This window comes from Micromonospora lupini str. Lupac 08, from assembly GCF_000297395.2.
Lineage (GTDB): Bacteria > Actinomycetota > Actinomycetes > Mycobacteriales > Micromonosporaceae > Micromonospora > Micromonospora lupini.
On sequence record NZ_HF570108.1, the window covers coordinates 4,241,549 to 4,264,591 of the forward strand.

The 23,043-nt window shown below is 72.0% G+C and carries 22 protein-coding genes and 1 pseudogene; 8 read left to right on the forward strand and 15 right to left on the reverse strand.

Annotated elements, in window-relative coordinates; all coding sequences use genetic code 11:
• The first annotated feature begins 273 nt into the window (after nucleotides 1–273).
• Nucleotides 274–3,096, forward strand: coding sequence for a ricin-type beta-trefoil lectin domain protein (locus tag MILUP08_RS20590; protein WP_007461120.1), 2,823 nt, complete (start codon nucleotides 274–276; stop codon nucleotides 3,094–3,096).
• Nucleotides 3,097–3,150: 54 nt separating this feature from the next.
• On the opposite strand, the gene MILUP08_RS20595 is transcribed toward MILUP08_RS20590, so the two are convergent.
• Both MILUP08_RS20595 and MILUP08_RS20600 read right to left on the reverse strand, forming a co-directional pair.
• Nucleotides 3,151–4,131: an HAF repeat-containing protein gene (locus MILUP08_RS20595; protein ID WP_007461122.1), complete on the reverse strand. Its 981-nt coding sequence runs from the start codon at nucleotides 4,129–4,131 to the stop codon at nucleotides 3,151–3,153.
• A gap of 218 nt (nucleotides 4,132–4,349) precedes the next feature.
• Nucleotides 4,350–4,736 (reverse strand): DUF2267 domain-containing protein, encoded by a 387-nt coding sequence (locus tag MILUP08_RS20600; protein ID WP_007461124.1) that lies wholly within the window; start codon nucleotides 4,734–4,736, stop codon nucleotides 4,350–4,352.
• Nucleotides 4,737–4,975: 239 nt separating this feature from the next.
• Between MILUP08_RS20600 and MILUP08_RS20605 the strand changes: the two genes are divergently transcribed.
• From MILUP08_RS20605 to MILUP08_RS20620, 4 genes and pseudogenes are all read left to right on the forward strand, one after another.
• On the forward strand, nucleotides 4,976–5,308 hold the full coding sequence (locus MILUP08_RS20605) for a nuclear transport factor 2 family protein (protein WP_007461126.1): 333 nt from the start codon (nucleotides 4,976–4,978) through the stop codon (nucleotides 5,306–5,308).
• A 206-nt stretch (nucleotides 5,309–5,514) separates the two neighbouring features.
• Nucleotides 5,515–6,198, forward strand: a pseudogene (locus MILUP08_RS20610) (SDR family NAD(P)-dependent oxidoreductase); the annotation flags it as partial.
• A gap of 234 nt (nucleotides 6,199–6,432) precedes the next feature.
• A complete protein-coding gene (locus MILUP08_RS20615) occupies nucleotides 6,433–6,765 on the forward strand; it encodes an STAS domain-containing protein (RefSeq protein WP_007461132.1) in 333 nt (110 codons plus the stop codon).
• A complete protein-coding gene (locus MILUP08_RS20620; protein ID WP_007461135.1) occupies nucleotides 6,765–7,190 on the forward strand; it encodes an ATP-binding protein in 426 nt (141 codons plus the stop codon). The genes MILUP08_RS20615 and MILUP08_RS20620 overlap by 1 nt, the downstream gene beginning before the upstream one ends.
• Nucleotides 7,191–7,199: 9 nt before the next feature.
• Here the strand turns inward: MILUP08_RS20620 and MILUP08_RS20625 are convergent, their stop codons facing one another.
• The gene (locus tag MILUP08_RS20625) at nucleotides 7,200–8,744 is read right to left on the reverse strand and encodes a PP2C family protein-serine/threonine phosphatase (RefSeq protein ID WP_007461137.1); all 1,545 of its coding nucleotides are present in this window, start codon (nucleotides 8,742–8,744) and stop codon (nucleotides 7,200–7,202) included.
• 172 nt (nucleotides 8,745–8,916) lie between these two features.
• On the opposite strand from MILUP08_RS20625, the gene MILUP08_RS20630 reads away from it, so the two are divergent.
• The gene (locus tag MILUP08_RS20630) at nucleotides 8,917–9,294 is read left to right on the forward strand and encodes a nuclear transport factor 2 family protein (protein ID WP_007461139.1); all 378 of its coding nucleotides are present in this window, start codon (nucleotides 8,917–8,919) and stop codon (nucleotides 9,292–9,294) included.
• An 8-nt stretch (nucleotides 9,295–9,302) separates the two neighbouring features.
• On the opposite strand, the gene MILUP08_RS20635 is transcribed toward MILUP08_RS20630, so the two are convergent.
• The 5 genes from MILUP08_RS20635 to MILUP08_RS20655 all read right to left on the reverse strand — a co-directional run bounded on the left by MILUP08_RS20635 (nucleotide 9,303) and on the right by MILUP08_RS20655 (nucleotide 14,518).
• Nucleotides 9,303–10,049 carry a nucleotidyltransferase domain-containing protein gene (locus tag MILUP08_RS20635; RefSeq protein ID WP_039908465.1) on the reverse strand — a complete coding sequence of 249 codons (747 nt, stop codon included), beginning with the start codon at nucleotides 10,047–10,049 and terminating at the stop codon, nucleotides 9,303–9,305.
• Between the two features lie 20 nt (nucleotides 10,050–10,069).
• On the reverse strand, nucleotides 10,070–10,768 hold the full coding sequence (locus MILUP08_RS20640; RefSeq protein WP_007461143.1) for a nucleotidyltransferase domain-containing protein: 699 nt from the start codon (nucleotides 10,766–10,768) through the stop codon (nucleotides 10,070–10,072).
• A gap of 89 nt (nucleotides 10,769–10,857) precedes the next feature.
• A complete protein-coding gene (locus MILUP08_RS20645) occupies nucleotides 10,858–11,328 on the reverse strand; it encodes a hypothetical protein (protein ID WP_007461145.1) in 471 nt (156 codons plus the stop codon).
• 105 nt (nucleotides 11,329–11,433) lie between these two features.
• On the reverse strand, nucleotides 11,434–13,533 hold the full coding sequence (locus MILUP08_RS20650; protein ID WP_007461147.1) for a PQQ-dependent sugar dehydrogenase: 2,100 nt from the start codon (nucleotides 13,531–13,533) through the stop codon (nucleotides 11,434–11,436).
• 37 nt (nucleotides 13,534–13,570) lie between these two features.
• Entirely contained in the window at nucleotides 13,571–14,518 is a 948-nt protein-coding gene (locus tag MILUP08_RS20655; RefSeq protein ID WP_007461149.1) for a LamG-like jellyroll fold domain-containing protein, read from the reverse strand.
• Nucleotides 14,519–14,649: 131 nt separating this feature from the next.
• On the opposite strand from MILUP08_RS20655, the gene MILUP08_RS20660 reads away from it, so the two are divergent.
• On the forward strand, nucleotides 14,650–15,684 hold the full coding sequence (locus MILUP08_RS20660; RefSeq protein ID WP_007461151.1) for a LacI family DNA-binding transcriptional regulator: 1,035 nt from the start codon (nucleotides 14,650–14,652) through the stop codon (nucleotides 15,682–15,684).
• Nucleotides 15,685–15,701: 17 nt separating this feature from the next.
• On the opposite strand, the gene urtE is transcribed toward MILUP08_RS20660, so the two are convergent.
• From urtE to MILUP08_RS20690, 6 genes are all read right to left on the reverse strand, one after another.
• A complete protein-coding gene (gene urtE / locus MILUP08_RS20665) occupies nucleotides 15,702–16,394 on the reverse strand; it encodes an urea ABC transporter ATP-binding subunit UrtE (protein ID WP_039906351.1) in 693 nt (230 codons plus the stop codon).
• Nucleotides 16,394–17,170 (reverse strand): urea ABC transporter ATP-binding protein UrtD, encoded by a 777-nt coding sequence (urtD, locus tag MILUP08_RS20670; RefSeq protein ID WP_007461156.1) that lies wholly within the window; start codon nucleotides 17,168–17,170, stop codon nucleotides 16,394–16,396. The genes urtE and urtD overlap by 1 nt, the downstream gene beginning before the upstream one ends.
• Complete coding sequence (gene urtC / locus MILUP08_RS20675) at nucleotides 17,167–18,354, reverse strand: urea ABC transporter permease subunit UrtC (RefSeq protein ID WP_007461157.1); 1,188 nt, start codon at nucleotides 18,352–18,354, stop codon at nucleotides 17,167–17,169. The genes urtD and urtC overlap by 4 nt, the downstream gene beginning before the upstream one ends.
• On the reverse strand, nucleotides 18,351–19,238 hold the full coding sequence (urtB, locus tag MILUP08_RS20680) for an urea ABC transporter permease subunit UrtB (protein ID WP_007461159.1): 888 nt from the start codon (nucleotides 19,236–19,238) through the stop codon (nucleotides 18,351–18,353). The genes urtC and urtB overlap by 4 nt, the downstream gene beginning before the upstream one ends.
• A 75-nt stretch (nucleotides 19,239–19,313) precedes the next feature.
• Nucleotides 19,314–20,558: an urea ABC transporter substrate-binding protein gene (gene urtA, locus MILUP08_RS20685; protein ID WP_007461162.1), complete on the reverse strand. Its 1,245-nt coding sequence runs from the start codon at nucleotides 20,556–20,558 to the stop codon at nucleotides 19,314–19,316.
• Nucleotides 20,559–20,964: 406 nt separating this feature from the next.
• Nucleotides 20,965–22,047 (reverse strand): substrate-binding domain-containing protein, encoded by a 1,083-nt coding sequence (locus tag MILUP08_RS20690; protein WP_007461164.1) that lies wholly within the window; start codon nucleotides 22,045–22,047, stop codon nucleotides 20,965–20,967.
• 96 nt (nucleotides 22,048–22,143) lie between these two features.
• Between MILUP08_RS20690 and MILUP08_RS20695 the strand changes: the two genes are divergently transcribed.
• Nucleotides 22,144–22,608, forward strand: a complete 465-nt coding sequence (locus tag MILUP08_RS20695; RefSeq protein ID WP_007461165.1) for a MarR family winged helix-turn-helix transcriptional regulator — start codon at nucleotides 22,144–22,146, stop codon at nucleotides 22,606–22,608.
• Nucleotides 22,609–22,622: 14 nt separating this feature from the next.
• Here MILUP08_RS20695 and MILUP08_RS20700 read toward each other — a convergent pair whose 3' ends face one another.
• On the reverse strand, nucleotides 22,623–22,997 hold the full coding sequence (locus tag MILUP08_RS20700) for a cupin domain-containing protein (RefSeq protein WP_007461168.1): 375 nt from the start codon (nucleotides 22,995–22,997) through the stop codon (nucleotides 22,623–22,625).
• Nucleotides 22,998–23,043: the final 46 nt, after the last annotated feature.

Sequence of the window (23,043 nt, forward strand, 5' to 3'; positions counted from 1 at the left end):
GGCCGGCACCTGAGCCGCCGTCCGGCGCGGGCTCATTTCCGACATCAAGGGATCAGTGCCGCGACCTTTCGCACGGACATCGGGAACTTTTGATGTATCGATGCAAAGGCATGGACAGCATCATCGAAACACCTTAATGTCTCGACCCATCAACCCGGTGTTTCCGGATCGTCACTCGTCGGCGTCGAAGACGTTACGGACCGGGACCGGCGGCCACCGCCTCACATCGCTGCACGCCGGCCGTCGGTCACTCCTATCCTCTGTGGAGGAACGATGGGCACACCGCTGCTGCGCCGGTTCCGCAGTCCCGTCCTGGGCGCGCTCGCGCTCGTCCTCGCCGTCGGCTTCTGGGCCGACCCGGCCGACGCCGCCCCCGAGCAGGAACCGGGCGTCACGCTGCGCGTCTACGACGTCCAGGTGCCGCTCTCCGAGATCTGCACGCTCAAGCCCGCACAGACCCCGAACGTGGACAAGCTGATGTCCACGATCAACTGGACCTCGGCGGCCGACTTCGGCTTCGAGGACAACTTCGTCTCGCAGGTGCTCGGCAACATCACCATCACCCAGGCCGGGAGCTACACCTTCCGGCTCAGCAGCGACGACGGGTCCAAGCTGACGATCGACAACACGGTCGTCATCAACCACGACGGCCTCCACGGCGCCACACCGCCCAAGGAGGGCGGCGTCACCCTCGCCGCCGGGCTGCACCCACTGCGCATCGACCACTTCGAGCGCGCCGGTGGCCAGCAGATCACCCTGGAGTGGCGTACACCCGGCTCGTCGTCCTTCGTGGTCGTGCCGACCTCGGCGCTGAGCACCGACGCCGGGGTGGTGCGGGTGACCGCGCCGGGGCGCAAGGAGTGCGAGGGCGTCACCGACTCCCCCGGCGACGGGCTGCCGCTCATCGGCGTGCACCCCGGCTACACGCTCACGAACCTGCGGCCCTCCGGCTTCCAGCCGAAGGTCACCGGGATGGACTGGTTGGCCGACGGCCGGCTGGTCATCAGCACCTGGGGTGGCAGCGACCAGTCGGGCACCTCCCAGGACGGCGAGGTGTACGTCCTGGGCAACACCGGCGGCGCGACCGGTCCCGGGTCGGTGACCACCAAGAAGATCGCCGGTGGTCTCAAGGAGCCGATGGGGCTCAAGGTCGTCGACGGCGTGGTCTACGTGTCGGAGAAGCAGCGGCTGACCCGGCTCGTGGACACCACAGGCGACGAGGTGGCCGACCGCCTCGACACCGTCGCCACCTGGCCGTACGGGGGCAAGTTCCACGAGTTCGCGTTCGGTCTGCTCTACCAGGACGGCTTCTTCTACGTGAACCTGTCGGTGTCGATCGACTACGGCGGCGCGACCACGGTGCCGCAGCCCGCCGCCAACCGGGGTACCACCATCAAGGTCAACAAGGACACCGGCGCGGTCAGCTACGTCGCCGGTGGTCTGCGCACGCCGCACGGCATCGGTTGGGGCCCGGAGGGCGGCATCTTCGTCACCGACAACCAGGGCGGCTGGCTGCCGTCGTCGAAGCTCGTGCACATCAAGCAGGGCCGCTTCTTCAACCACTACATGACCCCGGCGGGCCCGTTCGACGCCAACCCGATCACCCCGCCGGTGCTCTGGATGCCGCAGAACGAGATCGCCAACTCCCCCAGCACGCCGCTCTACCTCACCACCGGGCGGTACGCGGGCCAGTTCGTCATCGGTGACGTCACCTACGGCGGCCTCCAGCGCGCGTCGGTGGAGAAGGTCAACGGCGAGTACCAGGGCGCGCTGTTCCGGCTCACCCAGGGCCTGGAGGCCGGCGTCTCCGAGGTCAACCTCGGCCCGGACGGCGCGATCTACGTCGGCGGGCTCGGCGCGGGCGGCAACTGGGGGCAGACCGGCAAGCTGACGTACGGGTTGCAGAAGCTCACCCCGAACAGCACCAGCACCTTCGAGATGCTGGCCATGCGGGCCACCACCGCCGGTTTCGAGGTGGAGTACACCCAGCCGGTCTCGGCGGCGACCGCCGCCAACCTAGCCGCCCACTACAAGGTCAAGCAGTGGCGGTACGAGGCGACGTCCAACTACGGCGGCCCGAAGATCGACGAGGAGACGTTGACCGTCAGCGGGGCGACCCTCTCGGCGGACGGCAAGAAGGTCACCCTGGTCGTCGACGGCCGCAAGGCCGGCCGGGTGGTCTACCTGCGGTCACCGCAGCCGTTCACCTCCACCAGCGGCCAGTCGCTGTGGAGCACCGAGGCGTGGTACACGCTCAACGCCATCCCGGGCGTCACCGGCGGGACCAACCTGGCGCTCAACAAGCCGGCCACCGCGGACAGCTCCTGCTCGACGACCGAGGCGCCGGCCAAGGCCGTCAACGGCAGCGTCACCGGCGGCAACGGCGACAAGTGGTGCTCGAAGGGCACCTCGAAGTATCTCCAGGTGGACCTGGGGGGCAGCTACGCGGTGAACCGCGTGGTGGTGAAGCACGCCGGCGCCGGTGGTGAGGACGCCGCCTGGAACACGCGGGACTTCACGCTCGCGTCCAGCCCCGACGGCACGAACTGGACCACCCGGGCGACGGTGACCGGCAACACGGCGAGCACCACGACCCACGACGTCAGCGCGCCCGGCGCCCGCTACGTCCGCCTGGCCGTCACCGCGCCGACAAGCACCAGCGACACGGCGGCGCGCATCTACGAGTTGGAGGTGTACGGCAGCGCCACAAGCGGTTCGGGCAGCATCACCGGCGTCGGCGGCAAGTGCCTGGACGTGGACAACGCGGGCACGGCCGACGGCACGAAGGTGCAGTTGTGGACCTGCAACGGCACCGGCGCGCAGTCGTGGAGCCGCAACGGCGACACGTACCGGGCGCTGGGCAAGTGCCTCGACGTGGACAACGCCGGCACCGCCGACGGCACGAAGGTGCAGTTGTGGACCTGCAACGGCACCGGTTCGCAGGTGTGGCAGCCGCAGTCCGACGGGTCGATCCGCAACCCGCAGTCGGGCAAGGTGCTACAGGCCGCCGGAGGCGCCACGGCCGACGGCACCCAGATCCAGATCGGCACGTACGCCGGTGGCGCACAACAGAAGTGGGTGGTCACCGCCGGCTGACACCCGACGGGGCGCGGTCCGACCGACGGCCGGTCGGACCGCGCTCCGCACCGGTCAGCGGAACAGGAGTGGTCGCCCCTCCCGGCCGCCCACCAGCCGGCCCTGGCTGTTGATGTCCTCGATCGAGTCGTTCACCCGTACGCCCCGGTCGGTGAGGTCGGTCAGCACCCCGTCGCGCCACAGGAACGGGTGCCACTCCTCGTTCGGAAGGCTGAGACTGCTGCGGCCCACCACCACGCCCCGGTCGTTGATCGCCGTGGCCCAGCTCCGGCTGCCGCCGAGGGTGCCCAGATCGGTGAGCCTCCCGTTCTGCCACCGGAACGCGTGACCGTTGGCCTCGCCCACCACCTGGCCACGGTTGTTGATCCCGAGGGCCGCGCTGCCGATCTGGGTGAACACCCCGTCGCGCAACAGACCACCCACGCAGGTGCAGGGGTAGTCCTGCGGTGGCACGTTGAACCCGCCCACCACGTCGCCGCGGTTGTTGACGTCGGCGGTGAACTCGTAGAAGTACTGCAGGCCCAGGTCGGTGAAGACGCCGTTGCGCCAGAGGAAGCGGTGCGGCATCTCGCCGGCGGGTTCGCTGGTGCCGAGCACCTGCCCCCGGTCGTTGACACCTATCGCCTCGCTGTTCTCCCCGCCCAGGGTGCCCAGGTCGATGAGCCGACCGTCGCGCCAGAGCACCGCGCGGGTCAGGTAGTCAGAGCCGTACGAGGTGATCGCCACGTCCCCGAACTCGTTGACGTCCACGGCGGCGGAGTCGGTGTCACCGGGCAGCACGCCGAGGTCGGTGAGGACACCGTTGCGCCAGCGCACGGCATGCCGGGCGCCGCTGGCGACGGTGCTCCACCCGACGATGTCGCCACGGTCGTTCATCGCGGTCGCGGCGCCGGCCCCACCGCTCAGGGTGCCGAGGTCGACGACCCGGTAGGAGGGCGGGGACGCGAGGGCGGGGATCGGGGTGAGGGCCGTCGCCGCGACGATGGCGGTCGTCGCGGCGGTCAGCAGGGTGCGCGGGGACACCAGGGACGTCAAGGGGGCGCTCCTCGGCTCGGAGCGGCGGAGCTCCGGCGGACGGGAGCGGCCGGTCGCCACCACTGCGCGTTCGATCGGTCACGCACAGTAGATACGCCGGCGTAAGGGGACGCCAGGGACCGAACGGCCATCGATGCCGGGCGTCCGGTCGCCAAGGTGAAGCGGAGAAGGGGCGAAGCGGAGCAGGGTGGACCGGCGTCGGGGTGGACCGGCGTCGGTCAGGGACCGTGCGGCAGGGGTTGGGCCAGGGCCCGCAGGTCCGCCGGGAGCTGGGCCAGGGCGTCGGTGAACTCGCGGTGCCCGACCACCCGGTGCATGGTCTGGAGAACCGCTCGTACGCCCCGTTCGGCCCCGGGCCGGTCCGTGCCGGCGCGGTCGGCCACGCGGCGCAGGAACTCGTCGTACCCGAAGGGTTCCGGCGGTTCGGCGGCCTTGACCAGCAGTGGGCTCAGCTCGTCGGCCAGGTGGGGCGCGAGCGCGGCCGCCTCGCCGCCGCTGAGGCGTTCGGTGAGCGTCCGCAGCACGGCCTCGGTCAGCGGGCGTGCCTGCGTCGGCGGGATGCCCGCCCGTGCCGCGACCTTGTCGACGAATCCGAGATCGGCCATGGTCCCGCCCTTCCGTTGCCGAGACGCGTGGCTACCCCGGCCCACCGGCGGCAAACCCGGGCGTCGACGGCATCCCCTCACGCGGTCAGGCCCTGACCGACCCGGCGGGTACGGCCGACGCAGTGATCGAGGCTGGTTCTGTCGGTTGCTCCGCGCTCGGCCGGCCCTCTCTCGTACGGTGGGGTCGGACCGGGTACACGCCCGCCGCCCGACGGCGGCCCGTGCCGCAGGAGGAGCAGATGGCTGTCGACCTGCCCGACGTGATCGACAGGTACTTCCGAGCCGTCGGCGACGGTGACGTCGACGCCCTCGTCGCCTGCTTCGCCGACACCGCGAGCGTCGCCGACGAGGACCGACTGTACGACGGCAGGCCCTCGATCCGCTCCTGGGCGCAGCGGACGATGGCCGCCACCTCGTACACCGCCGAACCCGTGGGGGTGACGCCACAGGCGGGCGACTCGTACCTGGTCCGCACGCGGGTGTCGGGCGAGTTCGCGGGCAGCCCGATCGAGCTGCGGCACCGGTTCACCCTGCGCGACGATCTCATCGGCGCGCTGGACATCCGCCCGTAGCGACCACCGTCAGTAGCGGTAGACGCGAGCCGCCCCGCCAGGAGGAGACGTCGTGCCACGAGTCTGGCTCGTCACCGGTTGCTCCCGAGGGCTCGGCCGCGCGCTCGCCGAGGCCGTGCTGGCCGACGGCGACCGGCTCGTCGCCACCGCCCGCAACCCGGCCGCAGCTCGCCGACCTCACCGACCGGTACGGCGACCAGGTCCGGGCGGTCGCGCTCGACGTCACCGACCCCGCCGCCGCCCGGAGCGCCGTACGCGACGCGGTGGACGCGTACGGAGGCCTGGACGTCCTGGTCAACAACGCCGGGTACGCCGACGTGGCCGCGATCGAGGACATGTCCGAGGACGCCTTCCGGGCGCAGATCGAGGCCAACTTCTTCGGAGTGGTCAACCTGACCCGCGCGGCCCTGCCGGTGCTGCGGGAGCAGGGGCGTGGGCACATCGTGCAGATCTCCAGCGTGGGCGACCGGGTCGCCAGCACCGGGCTGGGCGCGTACCAGTCCGCCAAGTGGGCGGTCGCGGGTTTCTCGGCGGTGCTCGCCACGGAGGTCGCGTCGTTCGGGATCCGGATCACCACGGTCGAGCCGGGCGCGCTGCGCACCGACTGGGCGGGTGCCTCGATGAGCATGTTGCCGGTCAGCGAGCCGTACCGGCCGGTCATCGAGCCGGTGGTGGAACGGATGCGCCGCTCCAGCGGCAACCAGCCCGGCGATCCCGCCCGGGCGGCCCAGGCGATCGTCCGGATCACACGCGTCGACGATCCGCCCGCACGGTTGCTCCTCGGCGCCGACGCCGTGGCGGCCGCCTCGACCGTCGCCGAGGCGCTCGCGGCGTCAGACGCCCGGTGGCGTGAGCTGAGCGAGTCCGTCGCGTTCGACGCGAAGCGCTGACCCGTCGCGTTCGACGCGACGCCCCGACCCGTCGCCCCCGCCGCACGGCGCACGGCGCACCGGCGAACCGGCGAACCGTGCTCGGCGCCCCCGCGTCCCGCCGTCGAGGGCTTGGCAGCGGGTCCGAACGGCTTACCGTGATCATCCGCCGACCGGACGACATGGCCGGGCGGCCGACGGATGACATGATGTGCCGACAACAGCTGACGCTACGAGGAAGGGTGCTGCTGTCCGATGGCGCACTTCGAGGCCCGCACGTCCACGACACCGGGGCGGATCGTGGTCACGCTGACCGGTGAGTGCGACCTGGCGGCCCAGCCTGAGCTGACGGGCGTGCTGTCCGCGGCGGTGCGCGCCGCGCCGGTGGTGGTGGTCGACGTCGGCGGGTTGCGGTTCCTCGACTCCACCGGCCTGCACGGCCTGGTGACCGCCCACCAGGAGGCCCGCGCCAGCGGCCGCCACCTGTACGCGGTGAACGCCGCCGGCCCGGTCGCGACAGTCCTCGACATCACCGGCATCGGCAACCTGCTGCGCCCGCCCGCCGACGACCCGCGGCTGGCGGGCTGATGACGGCCGACCAGCGGGAGACCCGCGCCGTGGCCGAGCAGCCCTCGCCCGCCCTGCGGACGGACACCATGGCGTACGAGGTGGCGACCGACCTGCGGGCGCTGCGCGTGTTCGTCTGCGCCGGCGCCACCGCCCGGGGCCTGCCGGTGGAGCGGGTGGAGCTGCTGGCGCTCGCGGTCAGCGAGCTGGCGACCAACACGTTGCAGCACACCGCCGCCGGTGGCCGGGTCCGGCTCTGGGCCGAGGGTGACCAGTTGTTCTGCGACGTCGTCGACCAGGGCCCGGCGCGGGTGTTCGGCCGGGGCATGCCGGCCGCCGACGCGGTACGGGGCCGCGGGCTGGCCATCGTCGAGAAGATCTGCGACGAGGTGGCCGTGCTCAACGCCAGTGAGGGCACCGTGGTCCGGATCCGGCTGGCGCTGTGAGCGGGCGGGTCAGGGCAGCACGCGCACGGCCAGGGTGCACGTGTCGTCGTCCGCGCTGGGATGGTTGAGCAGGTCACGCAGCCGGGCGAGGGTCTGCTCCCCCGGCGTCGCGCTCAGCGTTGAGAGGGTCGTGCGCACCTGCCGCAACAGGTCCTGCTCGGGGGCGCGTCGCTCGACCAGCCCGTCGGTGTAGAAGAGCACGAGGTCGCCGGGGCGCAGGCGCGGGGCGAGCACCGGGTACGCCGTGTCGTCGCCGGCGCCCAGCAGCAGACCCGAGGGGCGGTCGAGCGGGCCGGTCTCGCCGGCGCGGGACAGCAGCGGCGCCATGTGCCCGGCGCGGCCCCAGCAGAGCACCCGGGTCGGCGGGTCGTACACGGCGACCACGGCGGTTCCGGTGATCGAGAGCTGCCCGCAGAGCCGGTTGAGGTGCCCCAGCAGCACCGACGGGTCCCGGATGCCGATCGACAACCAGGCCACCAGGGCGAAGCGCAGGTGCGCCATTCCGCTGGCCGCCTCCAGGCCGTGACCGGCGACGTCGCCGACGGCGAGCACGACCTTCCCGTCCGGCAGGGACTGCGCGTGGTACCAGTCCCCGCCGACCCGCGCGGCGCTCTCGGCCGGCAGATAGTTGACCACCGCCTCCAGCCCGGCAAGAGGAAATGGGTCGCGGGGCACCGGCTGGATGAGGTTCTGCAACTGCCCGGCCAGCCGGTGCTCGGCCAGGGCAGTCATCTCCCGCGTCCGCAGCTGGTCACTGAGCCGCTCGATGGCGGTCCGGGAGTCGACCCGGGCGGTCACGTCCTGCACCACAGCGTGGATCTTCAGGGGTACGCCGTCCGCGTCCCGGGAGACGTCGGAGAGGACCCGCAGATACCGCACGGCGCCGGGCGTCTGGAACCGGACCGTCACGTCCGAGGACGCGCCGCTGTCGAGGGTCTGCCACGCCGTCTCGCTCAGCATGTAGTCGTCGGGGACCAGGGCGGCGGCCTGCTCGGCGCGGGACAGCGGGCCGAGGGCCGGGTCGCGCTCGAAGATCCGGTACATCCCGGGTGACCACTGGCTGACCCCGCTGGCCAGGTCGTACTCCGCCCAGCCGAGGCTGCCCAGCAGCTCGGTGCGGTCCATGCGCCGGCGGTCCTCGTCGAGGCGCTGCCAGGACACCAGCAGGCCGCCGAGGACGCGGTGCACGTGGACGTCGAACAGCGAGTCGGCGACGACGCCTGTGCGCTTCTCCACGTACCGGAAGTCGGCCAGGCGGCCGGACACGCCGGTGGCGAGCACCTCCCGGTAGAGCCGCCAGAGCGGGCCGCCGACCATGCTGGGGTACAGCTCGCCGAGACGGGCGCCCACCCGGTCGACGCCCCGGCCGTAGATGTCGTGGCTCTGGCCGCTGGTGGCCGCGATCCGGAAGTCGGCGACCGGCCGGTGATCGTCGGGCACGGGCAACAGCCACGTACACCCGGCCGGGACGACCGCCAGGATCTCCCGGACGATCGCCTCGACCGGCCGCGTCGCCTCGGCGACGTGCGCGCCGGGACCACCGTGGTCCGCCATGGCACAAAGCCTAGTCACCGACGGGCGCACGGCACACGGCCGGCGCATTGACGGGCGGGGGCCAGCGGCGGGACGGGACGCGCCGATGCGCCCACGTCGGGGCCGCGTCGACTGCCACAATGCGGTCAGTCCGGACGGTGGCGCCGGGCGCAGCAGACCAGGAGGACGGCCCATGCCGGACAGCGCACGCGAGGCGGAGCTGCTCGACGCCGAACGCACCCTGCAGGCCGCGCAGCGGGCCGGTGACGTCGCGGCCCTCGACCAGTTGCTTGTCGACCAGCTCATCGCGATCGGCCCCGACGGCCGCCAGCACGGCAAGGCCGAGGACCTGGCCGCGCACCGGGACCGCACCTCCGTCATCGAGGAGCTGGTCGAGGAGGAGCTGGACCTGCTCGTCGTCGGACGGACGGGCGTGACGTTCTTCCTGGGCCGGGTGGCCGGGGTGTTCAACGGTCAGCCGTTCGCCGCCCGCCTGCGCTACACGCGGACCTGGGTCCACGACGACCCGCACGGCTGGCGAATCCTCGCCGCCCACATCAGCCCGGTCTGACCCCTTCCTCACCCCAGCCGGGCGGCCACCACCAGCTCGTGGAGTTCGGCCGAACCCGCCGGCTGGTCGGGCAGCGGACTGTCCTGCTGCGCCTGGTCCAGTCGAGCGGCCAACTCGGCCAGGTCACGGTCGATTGTCGCGCCAGGGACGAGGTCGTCCAGTGCGCCGTGTTCGGCGTCCCGCTTCGCGGCGATCAGGTCGGGCACGTACGCCGGCGCCGGCTCGGCGTCGAGCAGGGTCGGCAGGTGCGCCTGCATCCGGCCGGTCCGCAGCAGGTGGACTCCGGTGAGCAGCGACCGGAACGTGTACAGCAAGGGCTTCAGCTCCCCCGTCGTGTCGAAGAGCCGCCGCTGGCTCGCCGCGAAGCCACGGTAGTGGTGACCGTGGTGCCGGGTGACCGTCAGCGGCGCCAGCTCGACCAACGCCGCGTGCGCCGCCGTGGTGTGCACGACGAGCGGGGACAGCAGTTGTTCGAGCACGTAACCGTTTCGGCGCAGCATCAGCCGGACGAACTTGCGCAGGTCGTGCGTCACCAGGTCCAGTTCCACCCCGTCGCGGTCGGCCAGCACCGTGCGGGTCTCCGCCGGCGTGACCAGCCCGACCAGCTCCGCGACCGGCAGCAGGTGCGAGCCGCGCAGGTCGACGTCGGAGTCCTTGGACGGGAACCCGTACAGGTGGGCACCGGAGACCGTGGCGAAGACCAGCGGGTCCGGCTGCTCGGCCACGACGGCCGCCAGGTCGACGCCGGCGGGCAGGCCGGCGTCCTCCCAGGCGGTCACGCCGCCCACCGCAGGGAGCGGTCGCGAACCGAGGTCAGCCACTGCTCGACCCGCGCCTCGTCGGGCCGGTCGGGCAGTGGACTGGTGGGCAGGTCCGCCGTCATGCGGGCGACCAGCAGGTCCCGCCAGGCGACGACGTCGTCCCAGGGCACGGCGCCGGCCTTGACCGCGAGCAGGCGGTCCCGGTCGGCGCCGACGTCGAGCACCAACCGTCCGGTACGGACGAGGTGACCGCCGGCGGTCAGCAGCCGGATCAGGTGCATCACGTGCCGCCAGATCGGGGCGCCGGAACGGGCGATGCCGCGCTCGGCCTTCCCGAACTGCGCGGTGGCGTAGCGCAGGTAGGTGTCGGCCACCCGCCGGGACAGGAACGCCGGCGTGAGCGCCCGCAGCTCCGCGCCCAGCGGGGTGCACGTCTCGACGAGTGGCGAGTGCAGCACCTCCAGGACTGTGGGGTTCGCCGCCAGCCCGAGCACGCAGACCCGCTCGACCTCCCAGCGCACCTGTTCGGCCAGCGGGCCGTCGTGGTGCCACGCCGGCTTGCGCAGGCCCCAGAACGCCGAGGCCGGCAGGGCGTAGACCCCGCGTCGGTCGGTGTCGGACGAGGCGTCGGACAGGCCGAACGCACGCGAGCCGACGACGACCTGCAGGATCGTTCGGTCGTCGACCTGCTGATCCGTCAATGCGTGTTGCACCGCCGCCTCCCCCCGAGCGCCGCGCCGGCACCGCCGACGTCCGGTGCACACCATGCCTGGTGCGGGGCGGGTCGTCGAATCCGTTTCGCTCAGGTCACGGTGGCGTCGAGCGGGCCGATGCGCAGCACGCCGTCGTCGAGCGGCGTACAGCGGATGCCGCCCGTGGTGCGCAGCGCCTTCCAGGCGCCCGGCCCCACCGTGACGTCCATCCAGGCGCACGGGCGGGCCGCGCGGTTGACCCGCAGGCTGACCGGGCCGTCGCCGGAGTCCAGGACCAGGACCCTGCCGATCAGCTCGTCCACGGCGATGCCTGTGGTGAGGATGTTGCGACGGACCTGTGCGAGCCCGATGCCGGCCGGCAGGGACTCCTGGGCGATCACCGTCACGCTGGCGTCGCGGTGCGCCGGCTTGCCGAAGTAGCGGTCGCCGACGATGCCGAGGCCGGCCCGGATCTGGACGGTGTCGACCAGCTCGCCGGGCGGGGCCGGCGTCGGACCGTCGGAGGGCCGGCCCCGGAAGCGGTGCACGGGCGAGGCCAGCAACTCGACGATCTGCGCCATGGCACGGATTCTACGAACCGCAGGACGCCGCCGGGCCGGGCTCGGCGGACCGGGCCGCGCGCGAGAAGGGGACGGCGGCATGGAGGCCGCCGTCCCCGAAGAGCCTCAGGCCGGCGTGCCGGTGACGGTGAGGCCGCGCAGCCGCCCGACGTTGTCGAACGAGCCGAAGCCCACCCGCCCCGAGCCGAAGGTGGTGTCGGTCGCGGTCATGAGCGGGTCCCGGTGCCCGTCGACGTAGACGGCGATCTCGCCGGTGGCCGGCAGGTGCACCACCCGTACGCGGTGCCAGTCGGCGTCGGTGATCGCCGGGTTCGCGCCACGGGAGCGGCCGTTCCACTGGTGGTCGATGCGTTCCCGGTCGGCATTGTCGACCTTGAAGATGCCGTTGTGCGGATAGATCGTGTTGTCGGTGGAGAGGTGGGCGTAGTAGAACTCGGTGTCCGAGCGCCAGCCGAAGACGATGATCACGTCGCGGTTGCTGATCTCCACCGGCGTGTCGAGGCGTACCCGAGCGTCGACCTGGACCGACGACCAGGCCGGGCCGGCGGTCAGCACCGCGTACTCGAAGGGTCGGCGCGGGCCCGGCCGGCTCTCCCCGGCCTCGGCGAGGATGACCTGGTCGCCGGTGAACTGCCACTTCGCGGGCGTCACGGGCGCCCAGTTCGCGGCCCCCGCGGTGCGGCGCACCGTGGTGTCGCCGACGTCGTCGCTGGCGAACTCTCGCACTCCGGTCACCTTCCAGATCGTGCCGTTGGCCTTGGCGACGAGGTACAGCTCGCCGGCGGCGTCGGTGCCGAAGCGCAGGTCGACGCGGTTGGGGTCGCCGGGGGCGCCCGGTCCGGAGAGGTCCCGCATCCGCACCGGGCCGCCCGCGGCGTCGAAGAGCGCGAGCTGGTGGATGGGGGCGAGGCCGTGACCGCGGCGCATCTCGTTCGCCTCGGTGTAGAGCACCCGGCCGTCGACCAGGTCGCCGAAGACGTACTTGCCGCGCAGCGCCGGCACCGCGCGTCCCCGGTAGACGAACCCGCCGGCCACCGCGACGCCAACGTCCGCGGTGCAGTTCCAGTCCGCGGCGGGGTCGTGGTCGTACGCGGCGACGGGGTACGTGTAGCCGTAGCGCGCGTCGTCGGCGGGCAGGGGGAACAGCCGGTCGCAGGGGTTGGTGGCCGTCTTGTCGAAGACGAAAGAGCCCTCGCGCTCGCTCCAGCCGAAGTTGTCGCCGGCGCGGACCTCGTAGATCGCCTCGATGGCGTGCTCACCGATGTGCCCCAGGTACATCCGGCCGGTCGCCCGGTCCCAGCTGAACCGGTGCGGGTCGCGGAAGCCCACGGCGTAGATCTCGCCGAGCGCGCCGGCCCGCCCGACGAAGGGGTTGTCGGCCGGGATGCCGTACCGGCCGTTTGTCGAGTTGGTGCCGCGCGGGTCGATGCGCAGCAGCTTGCCGTGCGGCAGCCCCAGGTTCTGCGGGTCGGTGGTGCGCACGCCCAGGCCGCCGTCGCCGACGGCGAGGTAGAGCAGGCCGTAGTCGCGGTCGTGGCGCTTCGCGGTCGGGTTGAAGTTGATCTCCTGGATGCCGTGCACCTGGCCGCCGAAGCCGATGCGCAGCACCTCCCGGCGGGTGCCGGCGAACGTGTCGGCGGCCGGGTCGGTGGCCGTCCACTCGGTGATGACGCCGTGGTAGATCGTGCCGGCCTGGGCGTAGTCCGGTGGCGTGGTCGTCGCCGACGCCAGCTCGGTGTGGATCGTGTAGAACCGCCCGTTGACGCGGAACTCGGGGTGGAAGGCGACGTACCCGAAGCCCTGGCCGAGCCCCCGGCCGGAGAAGAACTGGGGCGCGAACGTCGCCGCCACGTCGAGGTAGACGTGCGGCACGCCGTTCTCGACCAGGTAGAGGTTGCCGTTCAGGTCGGGCACCGCGCGCCGACCGGAGCCGTCGGGCAGCTCCATGATGGTGTTGATCCGGGCCGTCCGCATGAGCCGCTGGTCCGTCGGCGCGGGGGTCGGGTACGACTGCGGGAAGCTCGCGTATTTGCTCAGGACCAGCCCGAGGCGGGACTGGACAGGCATCTCGGGGATCGGGTCGTAGACCGCGTCGGCGGCGCGGGCCGGGGCGGCGACCAGTGTGGACAGGACCAGCACGAGGGCGGTGAGGCCGGCCGTCAGCGCGGACCGGCGGACGCCGCCGGGGCGGTGGAGGGTGCGCACGCGTGTCTCCTTCTCGGTGGGACGGTGCCGAGGGTGGTCAGCGGGCCAGATGGTGGTACTGCCTGCGTACGTCGCGCGCGGAGACCACGCTGTCGAGGAACAGCAGGCCGTCCATGCGGCAGTCGCAGGGGTTGCGCTCCAGGGTGTCCTGCGGGAAGCTCCCGCCGATCTTGATGCCCCGGGGGTCGGAGGCGGTGGTCACGTGCGGGCCGGGCCCCGAGACGAGCCACGGGTCGTCGGTACGGGTGTAGAAGCCGTCGACCGGTTCGCCGTTGCGGTAGAGGGCAAGCGCGCCGGTGCCGAAGTCGAAGGTGGCGGCGAGGTGCACCCACTCCCCCACCGGCAGCAGCTCGCGCCAGTCCCGGTTGGCGGCGAAGGTCTGCGAGTTGCCCCCGTCGAGGCGTCGGCCGAGCGCGACGAGGCGCAGTTCGCCGTCGACGTCGATCAGCTCCAGCAGGGCCCGGACGCCGTGGCCGTCGGAGTCGCCGGTGAGCAGACCGGCCAGCCCTATCGCGTTGTACCTGTCGGCGGGGTCGGCGGTGGTGGAGTTGGGCGCCGGGCTGTCCATGTTCAGCTTGAACCAGCCCATGACGGTGGCGCCGCCGGTGGCGCTGAAGGCGCGCAGCGTCCGCACCCCGCTGGCCGACCACGTGCCGGCCTTCCAGTCGTCGGTGCCGGCGGTCGTCGGGTCGACCTGCCGGGTCTGCACGGCGTTGCCGCTGCCCCGGTAGGCGTGGTCGGGCACCCGCATCGCCGCGCCGCCGTTGATCAGCTCGATCTCGGTGCCGGAGCGGCCCTGGTCACGCTCGAGGGCCGGGTCGCCCGGAACCGGGTGGTCGAAGTCGTACGCGGCGACCAGGTGCGCCCGCAGAGCGGGATGGACGTCGTGCGCGGCGCTCCGGTCCGCCTGGGCCGGCGGCACGCCGACGCCGCTCAGCACGCCGACCACCAGGAGCGAGACGGCGACGATTCGGGCTCTGGACATCGTTCACCTCGTTTCGCGGCACGCCGACCACGGGGTACGTAAGCGCTTTCGTAAGCGCTTACGTACCCTAGGCTTCGACGAACGTCACTGGCAATAGATCGGGTGACATGGATGTTTTCAGGGAGGTGCGGATGCCCAGGGCCGGCCAGCGCCCGCGCCTCGTGGAGGTGGCCGAACGCGCGGGCGTCTCCCTGGCCACCGCCTCCCGGGCCCTCGCCGGCCGCGAGGGAGTCAGCACCGAGGTGGCCGACCGGGTCCGTCTGGTCGCCCGCGAGCTGGGCTACGTCGTCAACCCGTACGCCCGCACGCTTGCCGGCGGCGCCCGATCCACGGTCGGGCTGATCGTCCACCAGGTCGACGACCCGTACTTCTCCGAGATCGCCGCCGGGGTCATCCAGCTCGCCGCCGAGCAGGGGCTGCTGGTGCAGATCTGCCAGTCCGGCCGGGACCCGGACTACGAGCTGCAACAGCTACGCCACCTCATCGCCCAGCGGGTCGGCATCATCCTGATCAGCGGCTCCGGGTACGACGATCCGCGGGTCGAGGCCGAGGCCCGCGCCGAGCTGGCGGCGTTCCAGGACCACGGCGGCCGGGTCGCCGCCATCGGCCGACACGCGCTCGGCGTCGACGCCGTCCTGCCGGACAACGAGGCCGGCGGCCACGCGCTCGCGGCGCACCTGATGGACCTCGGCCACCGCCGCATCGCGGTCGCCGCCGGCAGCGCCGGCCTCACCACTGTCGCCGACCGGCTCGCCGGCGTGACGTCCGCGCTGCGACAACGAGGGCTGCGCCCCGCCGACCTGACAGTCGTCCACGGGGACTTCACCCGTGGCGGCGGTCGGGCGGCCACCGAGCAGATCCTCAACGAGCATCCGGAGACCACAGCGATCGTGGCGCTCAACGACGCGATGGCGATCGGCGTCCTCTCGACGCTGCGGTCCCGCCGCGTGCCGGTGCCCGCGCGGATCTCCGTGGTCGGCTTCGACGACGTCTCCGTCGCCGCCGACCTCGCGCCGAGCCTCACCACCATCCGGCTGCCGATGACCGAGATGGGCCGCACGGCGCTCACCCTCGCCCTCAAGCCCCGCTCGGCGCGTCCCCGCCGCCGCGCCACCGGCCACCTGCTGGTCGTGCGCGACTCGACAGGCCCCGCACCGACGACCTGACCGGCGGCGCGGCGCGGTCAGACCGCCAGGGCCGCCCGGACGTCCCGCTCCGCGGTGACACCGCCGTCGCCGTCCGAGGTGACCCGGCCGGACTCCAGCACGTGGTAGCGGTCCGCCACCCGCAGCGCGAAACCCAGGTGCTGCTCGACCAGCAGCACACTGAACCCGGACTGTCGGGTCAGCTCGACGATCCGCTCCTGGATCTCCGCGACCACCGACGGCTGGATGCCCTCGGTCGGTTCGTCGAGCATCAGCAGCCGTGGCCTGGTGATCAGCGCGCGGGCGATTGCCAACTGCTGGCGCTGGCCGCCGGAGAGCAGCCCGGCCCGCCGGCGCAGCAGCGGGCGCAGCGCCGGAAACAGGTCCAGCACCTCCGCCGTGGCCACCGCGCCGTCGCGCCGGCCGTCGGCGACCAGCCGCAGGTTCTCCGCGGCGGTCAGGTGCGGGAAGCACTGCTGGCCCTGCGGGACGTACGCCATCCCGCGCTGGACCCGCTCGTGCGGCGGGAGACGGGTGACGTCCTCGCCGTCCAGCTCGACGATGCCGGCGCTCGGGCGCAGCAGGCCCGCCGCGACCCGCAGCAACGTGCTCTTGCCGGCGCCGTTGTGGCCGAGCACCGCGGCCACCCCGTCGGGCGGGACGGCGAGGTCCACCCCGTGCAGCACCCTTGAACGCCCGTATCCGGCGTGCACCCCGCGCAGGGTCAGCATCATGCCTCCAGACCGCTGGGGGCCGACCCGGCGGCGACCGGGTGGCCAAGGTAGACCTCCTGCACGCGCGGGTCCGCCTGGACCTGCGCGACAGTGCCCTCACTGAGCACCCGACCGGCGTGCAGCACCGTCACGCTGCGCGCGAACCGGCGCAGGAAGTCCATGTCGTGCTCGATCACCACCACCGTGCGGTCCCGGCTCACCGTCTCCAGCAGCGCCCCGGTCGCGTCGCGCTCCTCGTGGCTCATCCCGGCGACCGGCTCGTCGAGCAGCAGCAGCCGCGCGTCCTGCACCAGCAGCATGCCGATCTCCAACCACTGCTTCTGGCCGTGCGCGAGCGTCCCGGCGAGCTGGTCGGCCCGCCCGGTCAGGCCGATGGTCTCCAACGCGGCCGCCACCTCGTCGGGGATCCCGCGCCGACGCCGGGCCAGGGTCACCCAGCCGCGCCGGGCGCCGGCCGCGATGTCGAGGTTCTGCACGACCGACAGCTCCTCGAAGATCGTCGACGTCTGGAAGGTCCGCCCGATGCCGAGCCGGCTGATCCGGTGCACCGGCCGGCCGAGCAGCTCCTGGTCGCCGAACCGGACCGAGCCGGTGGCCCGCACCAGGCCGGTGATCGCGTCGACGAGTGTGGTCTTCCCGGCGCCGTTCGGCCCGATCAGGAACCGGATGTCGCCGGCCGGCACCTCCAGCGAGACCCCGTCGACGGCGGTGAAACCGTCGAAACTGACCCGCACGTCTCGGACGGACAGGCCGTCCAACAGCTCGCCGCTCATGCCGCCTCCGTCCGCTCGACGCGACGTCGACCCAGCGGCGACCACCCGCGCCGCGCCGGCTGCGCGCCGACGTCACGCCGGCGGGCCAGCGCCCACAGCGACGCCAGGCCGCCGGGAAGGAACGCCACCACGACCACGAAGAGCAGACCCTGCAGGTACGTCCAGGTGCCCGGGAAACGCTCCGACAGGGCGGTACGCGCCCAGGCCACCGCCACCGCGCCGAGCACCGGGCCCAGCAGCGTGGCCCGCCCGCCCACCGCGACCCCGATGACGAACTCGATCGACGGGACGATCCCGATCAGCGCCGGCGAGATGATGCCGACCGCCGGCACGAACAGCGCCCCGGCCAGCCCCGCCATGCCGGCCGCGACCACGTACGCCACCAGCTTGACCGACGCCGGGTCGTAGCCGAGGAAGCGGACCCGTTCCTCGCCGTCGCGGACCGCCACCAGCAGCTCGCCGTAGCGGCTCTGGATGAGCTGACGGGTCAGCGCGAGCAACGCCAGCAGGACGCCGGCGATGATGAAGTACACCATCCGCTGGTTGACCGGGTCGTCCAGGTCGTACCCGAAGAAGCCCTTGATGTCGGTGAGCCCGTTGGTGCCGCCCGTGGTGCCCTGCTGCCCGATCAGCAGGATCACCATCGCGGCGGCGAGGGCCTGACTGAGGATGGCGAAGTACGCGCCCCGGACCCGGCGGCGGAACACGAGCGAACCGAGCCCGAAGGCGACAGCCATCGGCAGCAGCACCGTGGCGGGCAACGCGAACCAGGGGCTGGCGAACGGCCGCCACCACAGCGGCAACTCGTCGAGCTGCCCGTACAGCTGCATGAAGTCGGGCATCCCACCGGGACCCGCGTCGGCGAGCTTGAGATGCATGGCCATCGCGTAGCCACCCAGGCCGAAGAAGACGCCCTGGCCGAGGGTGAGCATCCCGCCCCGACCCCAGGCGATCCCGATGCCCACCGCGACCATGGCGACGCAGAGGTACTTGGCCAGCAGCGCCAGCCGGAAGTCCGACAGCAGCAGCGGCGCCACGGCGAACAGCAGCGCCGCGCCGAACGCGAAGCCGGCCATCGTCCGCAGCCGGGATCGGCCGCCGGACCGGCTCGGGGGCGCGGCGCCGGCCGAGGCCGCGGCCGGTGCGGTGGCGGTGCTCAACGGCGCGGGCGTCACGGCGGTCATGCGAGGCTCCTCGTCCGCAGGGTGAACAGGCCCTGTGGCCGCCACTGGAGAAACGCGACGATCGCCACGAACACGATCACCTTGGCGACGCTGAGGGTCGTCAGGTACTCCCCGGTGGCCTGGAGCACGCCGAGGGCGAAGGCGACGATCACGCTGCCCTTGAGCTGGCCGATCCCGCCGACCACGACGACCAGGAAGGCGTCGATGATCAGGTTGGTGCCCATGGTCGGACCGATCGGACCGAGCAGGGTGAGCGCCACCCCGGCGAGACCGGCCAGGCCGGAGCCGAGGAAGAACGTCGTCCGGTCGACCCGGGCGGTGGGGATGCCGGACACCGCGGCGAGGTCGCGGTTCTGCACGACCGCGCGGATCCGGCGACCCAGCGGGGTGAGCCGCAGCGCCAGGGTGAGCGCCGCGACGGCGGCCAGGGCCAGCGCCAGGATGAAGAGTCGGTTGTTGGCGATCGTCAGCCCGCCCGGCAGCGCCACGTTGCCGGTGAGCAGGTCCGGCGCGCGGGTCTGCACGTTCGGGCTGCCGAAGACGTCGCGGGCGAGCTGTTGCAGCATCAGCGACACACCCCAGGTGACCAGCAGGGTGTCCAGCGGGCGGGCGTAGAGCCGGCGGATCAGCAGGACCTCCAGCAGCACACCCATCGTGCCGGCGACCACGAACGCCACCGGCAGCGCGACCACGAGTGACAGGCCCGCGCCGGTGATGCTCTGTTGCAGGACGTACGTGGTGTACGCGCCGGCCATGATGAACTCGCCGTGCGCCATGTTGATGACGTTCATCTGGCCGAAGGTCAGCGCCAGCCCGAGCGCGATGAGCAGCAGCACCGCGCCGATGCTGATGCCGGTGAAGAGTTGACCGAAGAGGACTGTCACGGTGGGTACTCCGTACTGCTGGTCGGGTGGCCCGGGCGGGCCGCGCGGCAAGGCGCCCCGCCCGGGCCGGCGTCGTCAGCTCAGGCCGCTCGCCCACGGATAGGTCTTGAGGTACGGGTCCGGTGCGACAGGCTTGCCGGAGTTCCACACCTCGGTGATCAGACCGTCGGCGCCGACCTTGCCGATCCGGGCGGTCTTGGCGATGTGCTGGGTCTTCCCGTCGACGGTGACCAGGCCCTCCGGGGCGTCGAAGGTGATCCCGTCGGAGGCGGTGCGGACCTTCTCGACGTCGAACGCGCCCGCCTTCTCGACCATCGCCTTCCACAGGTACACGCTGACGTAGGCGGCCTCCATCGGGTCGCTCGTCGGCTTGTCCGCGCCGTACTTCGCCTTGTACGCGGCCACGAACTTCGTGTTCGCCGCGCCGGGCGTGGTCTGGTAGTAGTTCCAGGCGGTCAGCTGGCCCTCCAGGTACTGGGTGCCGATGCCCTTGACCTCCTCCTCGGCGATCGACACCGACACCACGGGCATCGCCGCGGCGGTCAGGCCGGCCGACTTGTACTCCTTGAAGAAGGCCACGTTGCTGTCACCGTTGAGGGTGTTGAACACGGCGTCCGCACCTGACGACTTGACCTTGTTGACGATCGTGCCGAATTCGGTGGAGCCCAGCGGCGCGTAGTCCTCGCCGAGCACCGTCATCCCGTTGGCGGCCGCGTACGCCTTGATGATTTTGTTGGCGGTCCGGGGAAAGACGTAGTCACTGCCGACCAGATAGACCGACTTCGCCCCCTCGGCCTTGAGGTAGTCGAGCCCGGGAACGATCTGCTGGTTGGTCGTCGCCCCGGTGTAGAAGATGTAGGGCGACTGTTCCAGACCCTCGTACTGCACCGGGTAGAACAGCAGCGCCTTGTTCTTCTCGAACACCGGCTTGACCGCCTTGCGGCTCGCCGACGTCCAGCAGCCGAAAACGGCGGCCACCCGGTCCTCGGAGATGAGCTTCTCGGCCTTCTCCGCGAACGTCGGCCAGTCCGAGGCGCCGTCCTCTCCGACCGGCTGGATCTTCTTGCCGAGCACGCCGCCGGCCGCGTTGATCTCCTCGACGGCGAGCATGATGGAGTCGCGGACGGTGACCTCGCTGATCGCCATGGTGCCGGAGAGCGAGTTGAGCAGGCCCACCTTGACGGTGTCGCCGGAGACGTCGGCGGTGACGCCGGCCGCGCCGCTCTCGTCACTGGTCTTGCTGCCGCACGCGGTAAGCGCGGCCGCCGCGACGAGGGTCACGGCGCCCGCCAGGATGCGGCGGCTCCAAAGAAGTGACATCTATTCTCCCTGCGGTGCACTCAAGTGGCGAATGGACGGTCGGTGCGGTCCGGTGGAGCTGCGTCGGCGATGCCGGGGTCGACGGGTGGACGTCGCCTGCGGCCATCGCATCGGGTACGGGCAGGGAAAGCGTCGACCGGCTTGATTGCGTGAGTGTTTCCCGGTCCTTAATTGACTGTTTCCCGCGCGCCGCGCAGAGGGCACACCACAATGGCCGGCACCGTCAAATGGAAGACGGTGCCGGCCAGGGAAAATTCTGCGGAGAAAATTGCCACCACAATGGTCGGAGGACAGATTTCACCGACGGTGGACACACATTCGCGGTATCCGGCCCTCGGCCAGATCCTTCACGCAGGAAGTATCTTAGGGCCGAGCCGGGTGGGGCTGTCAAGGGCCGGAACGGCGGTCAGAGCTGGGCGAGCACCGTGAAGTCGAGACCGTCGGCCTCGGCGAGATAGATCCGCTGGCGCACGTGCCGCCGCCGCAGTCGCAACCGACCGCGCGGCCCGTGGTACGCCACCGTGTCGGCGGCCGTCTCGATCGCCCGCACGTCGAGGGTGCGGGCCTGCCCGATCAGGGCGGCGAGCAGCATCACGCCCTCGTAACAGGACTCCCCCAGGCTGCCCAACGGCGGCGCCTCCACCCCGAACCGGCGGGCGAACTCGCCGTGGAAGTCGAGGTTCTCCTGCGTCACGAGGCCCGCGAAGAACCCCGCCGTGCTGTAGAGCCGCCGCGTCGCCCCGACGCCGCTGGCCAACAGCATGTTCTCGTCCATCAGGGTGCTCAGCCGCAGGCAGCGCTGGTCCATCCCGGCGCGGGCGAACGCCCTGTTGAACCGCACCGCGTCGGCGCCGACGAGCAGCATCACCACCGCGTCGGCCTCGCTGCGCTCGATGTGGCGCAGCACGTCGTCGAAGTCGTGCGCCTCCAACGGCAGGAACGCCTGCCCCACCACCCGCCCACCGCCGCGCAACGCGTACCGCTGGGCGGCCCGCGCGGTACGCCGTGGCCACACGTAGTCGTTGCCGACCACGAACCAGCGGCGTACGCCCTGCTCGCCGGCGAGCAGCCGCATCGCGGGCCACAGCTGGGCGTCCGGCGTCTCGCTGGTCAGGAACACCCCCTCGGTACGCTCGCCGCCCTCGTACAGGGCTGTGTAGACGTACGGCACCCGGTGTGCCACCCGGGGCGCCAGCGCCTGCCGTACCGAGGAGATGTGCCAACCGGTCACTCCCTGCACGGCGCCCACCGACACCAGCGCCTCGACCTCGGCGGCCACCTCGGCCGGCGGGGCGCCACCGTCGACAGGCACCAGCCGCACCTCGCGGCCCAGCACCCCGCCACAGGCGTTGATCTCCTCGACCGCGAGCTGGGCGCAGAGTTCGCAGGTCGGGCCGAACATTCCCGCCGGCCCGCGCATCGGATAGACAAGCGCGACGCTGACCACGGCCCGATCGACGGTGAGCCACGGCGGTGCCGGCGCGGACATGAGCACATGATTGCCCGGCCCACGTCGGAAGACCAGAGCTCACCACGGACCGGGACGACTCGGTAACATGGCAGGGCCACCGGCCCAGGGAGATCCATGTCAGACGTGCCCGGGGCGCCAGCCGACCTGCTGCGCTCGCTCACCCGCGCCGAACGGCTGCTCTCCCGCCGGCTGGGCGCCGTCCTGGCCGACGACGAGCTGACCACCGAGGCGTGGCGCGTGCTCTGCCTGCTCGCCGACGGCCAGGGTCATCCGATGAGCGAGGTGTCCGCCGAGGCGTCGCTGCCGCCGGGCACCCTCACCAAGCTGGTCGACCACCTCGTCGACCGTAACCTCGTCTTCCGGCGGATCGACCCCCTGGACCGCCGGCGGATCCGCGCCTACCTGACCGCCCGGGGTCGCCGCGAACACGCCCGCATCGAGGAGCGGGTCCGGGCCAGCCTCGCCGACCTGGGCGTACCGGCCGACCCCGCCCTCATCGGCCAGCTCGACGACCTGATCCACCGCCTCGACCCGACCCGTCCTCGCGATCACGCCGACGCGACAGGCTCGCGCCACTGACCCGATCCCGGCGGTCACTCCACCTTGGTGAGAAGCGGCTTACCCTTCTCGACGACGTACGTGGCCAGTTCGACGGCGACGCCAGTGCCCACGTTGCGTGCCTGGTGGTGGACGCCGTACGGCACGGTGAGAGCGTCACCGACGTTGCACACCACCGGTGACTGGCCCTCGAGGGTGTACTCCAGCGACCCCTGAAGCACGCAGATGATCTCTTCGCCGGGGTGGAAGTGCTTGAACGGCGGTGAGTCCGGCGTGAATTCCACCCGACTCTGGATGACCTCACGGCCCTCGATGCTGAGATCGTGCCTCTGGAGATCGACACGCCACAGCCCAGGCGCGCCCTCCACTGCTGTCGGACTGATGCCCTCGGGTCGATCTTTCCCACTCATCACGGCCTCCTGTGAGCCGTCATCCGAACGGCAGTCGCTTCGGTTG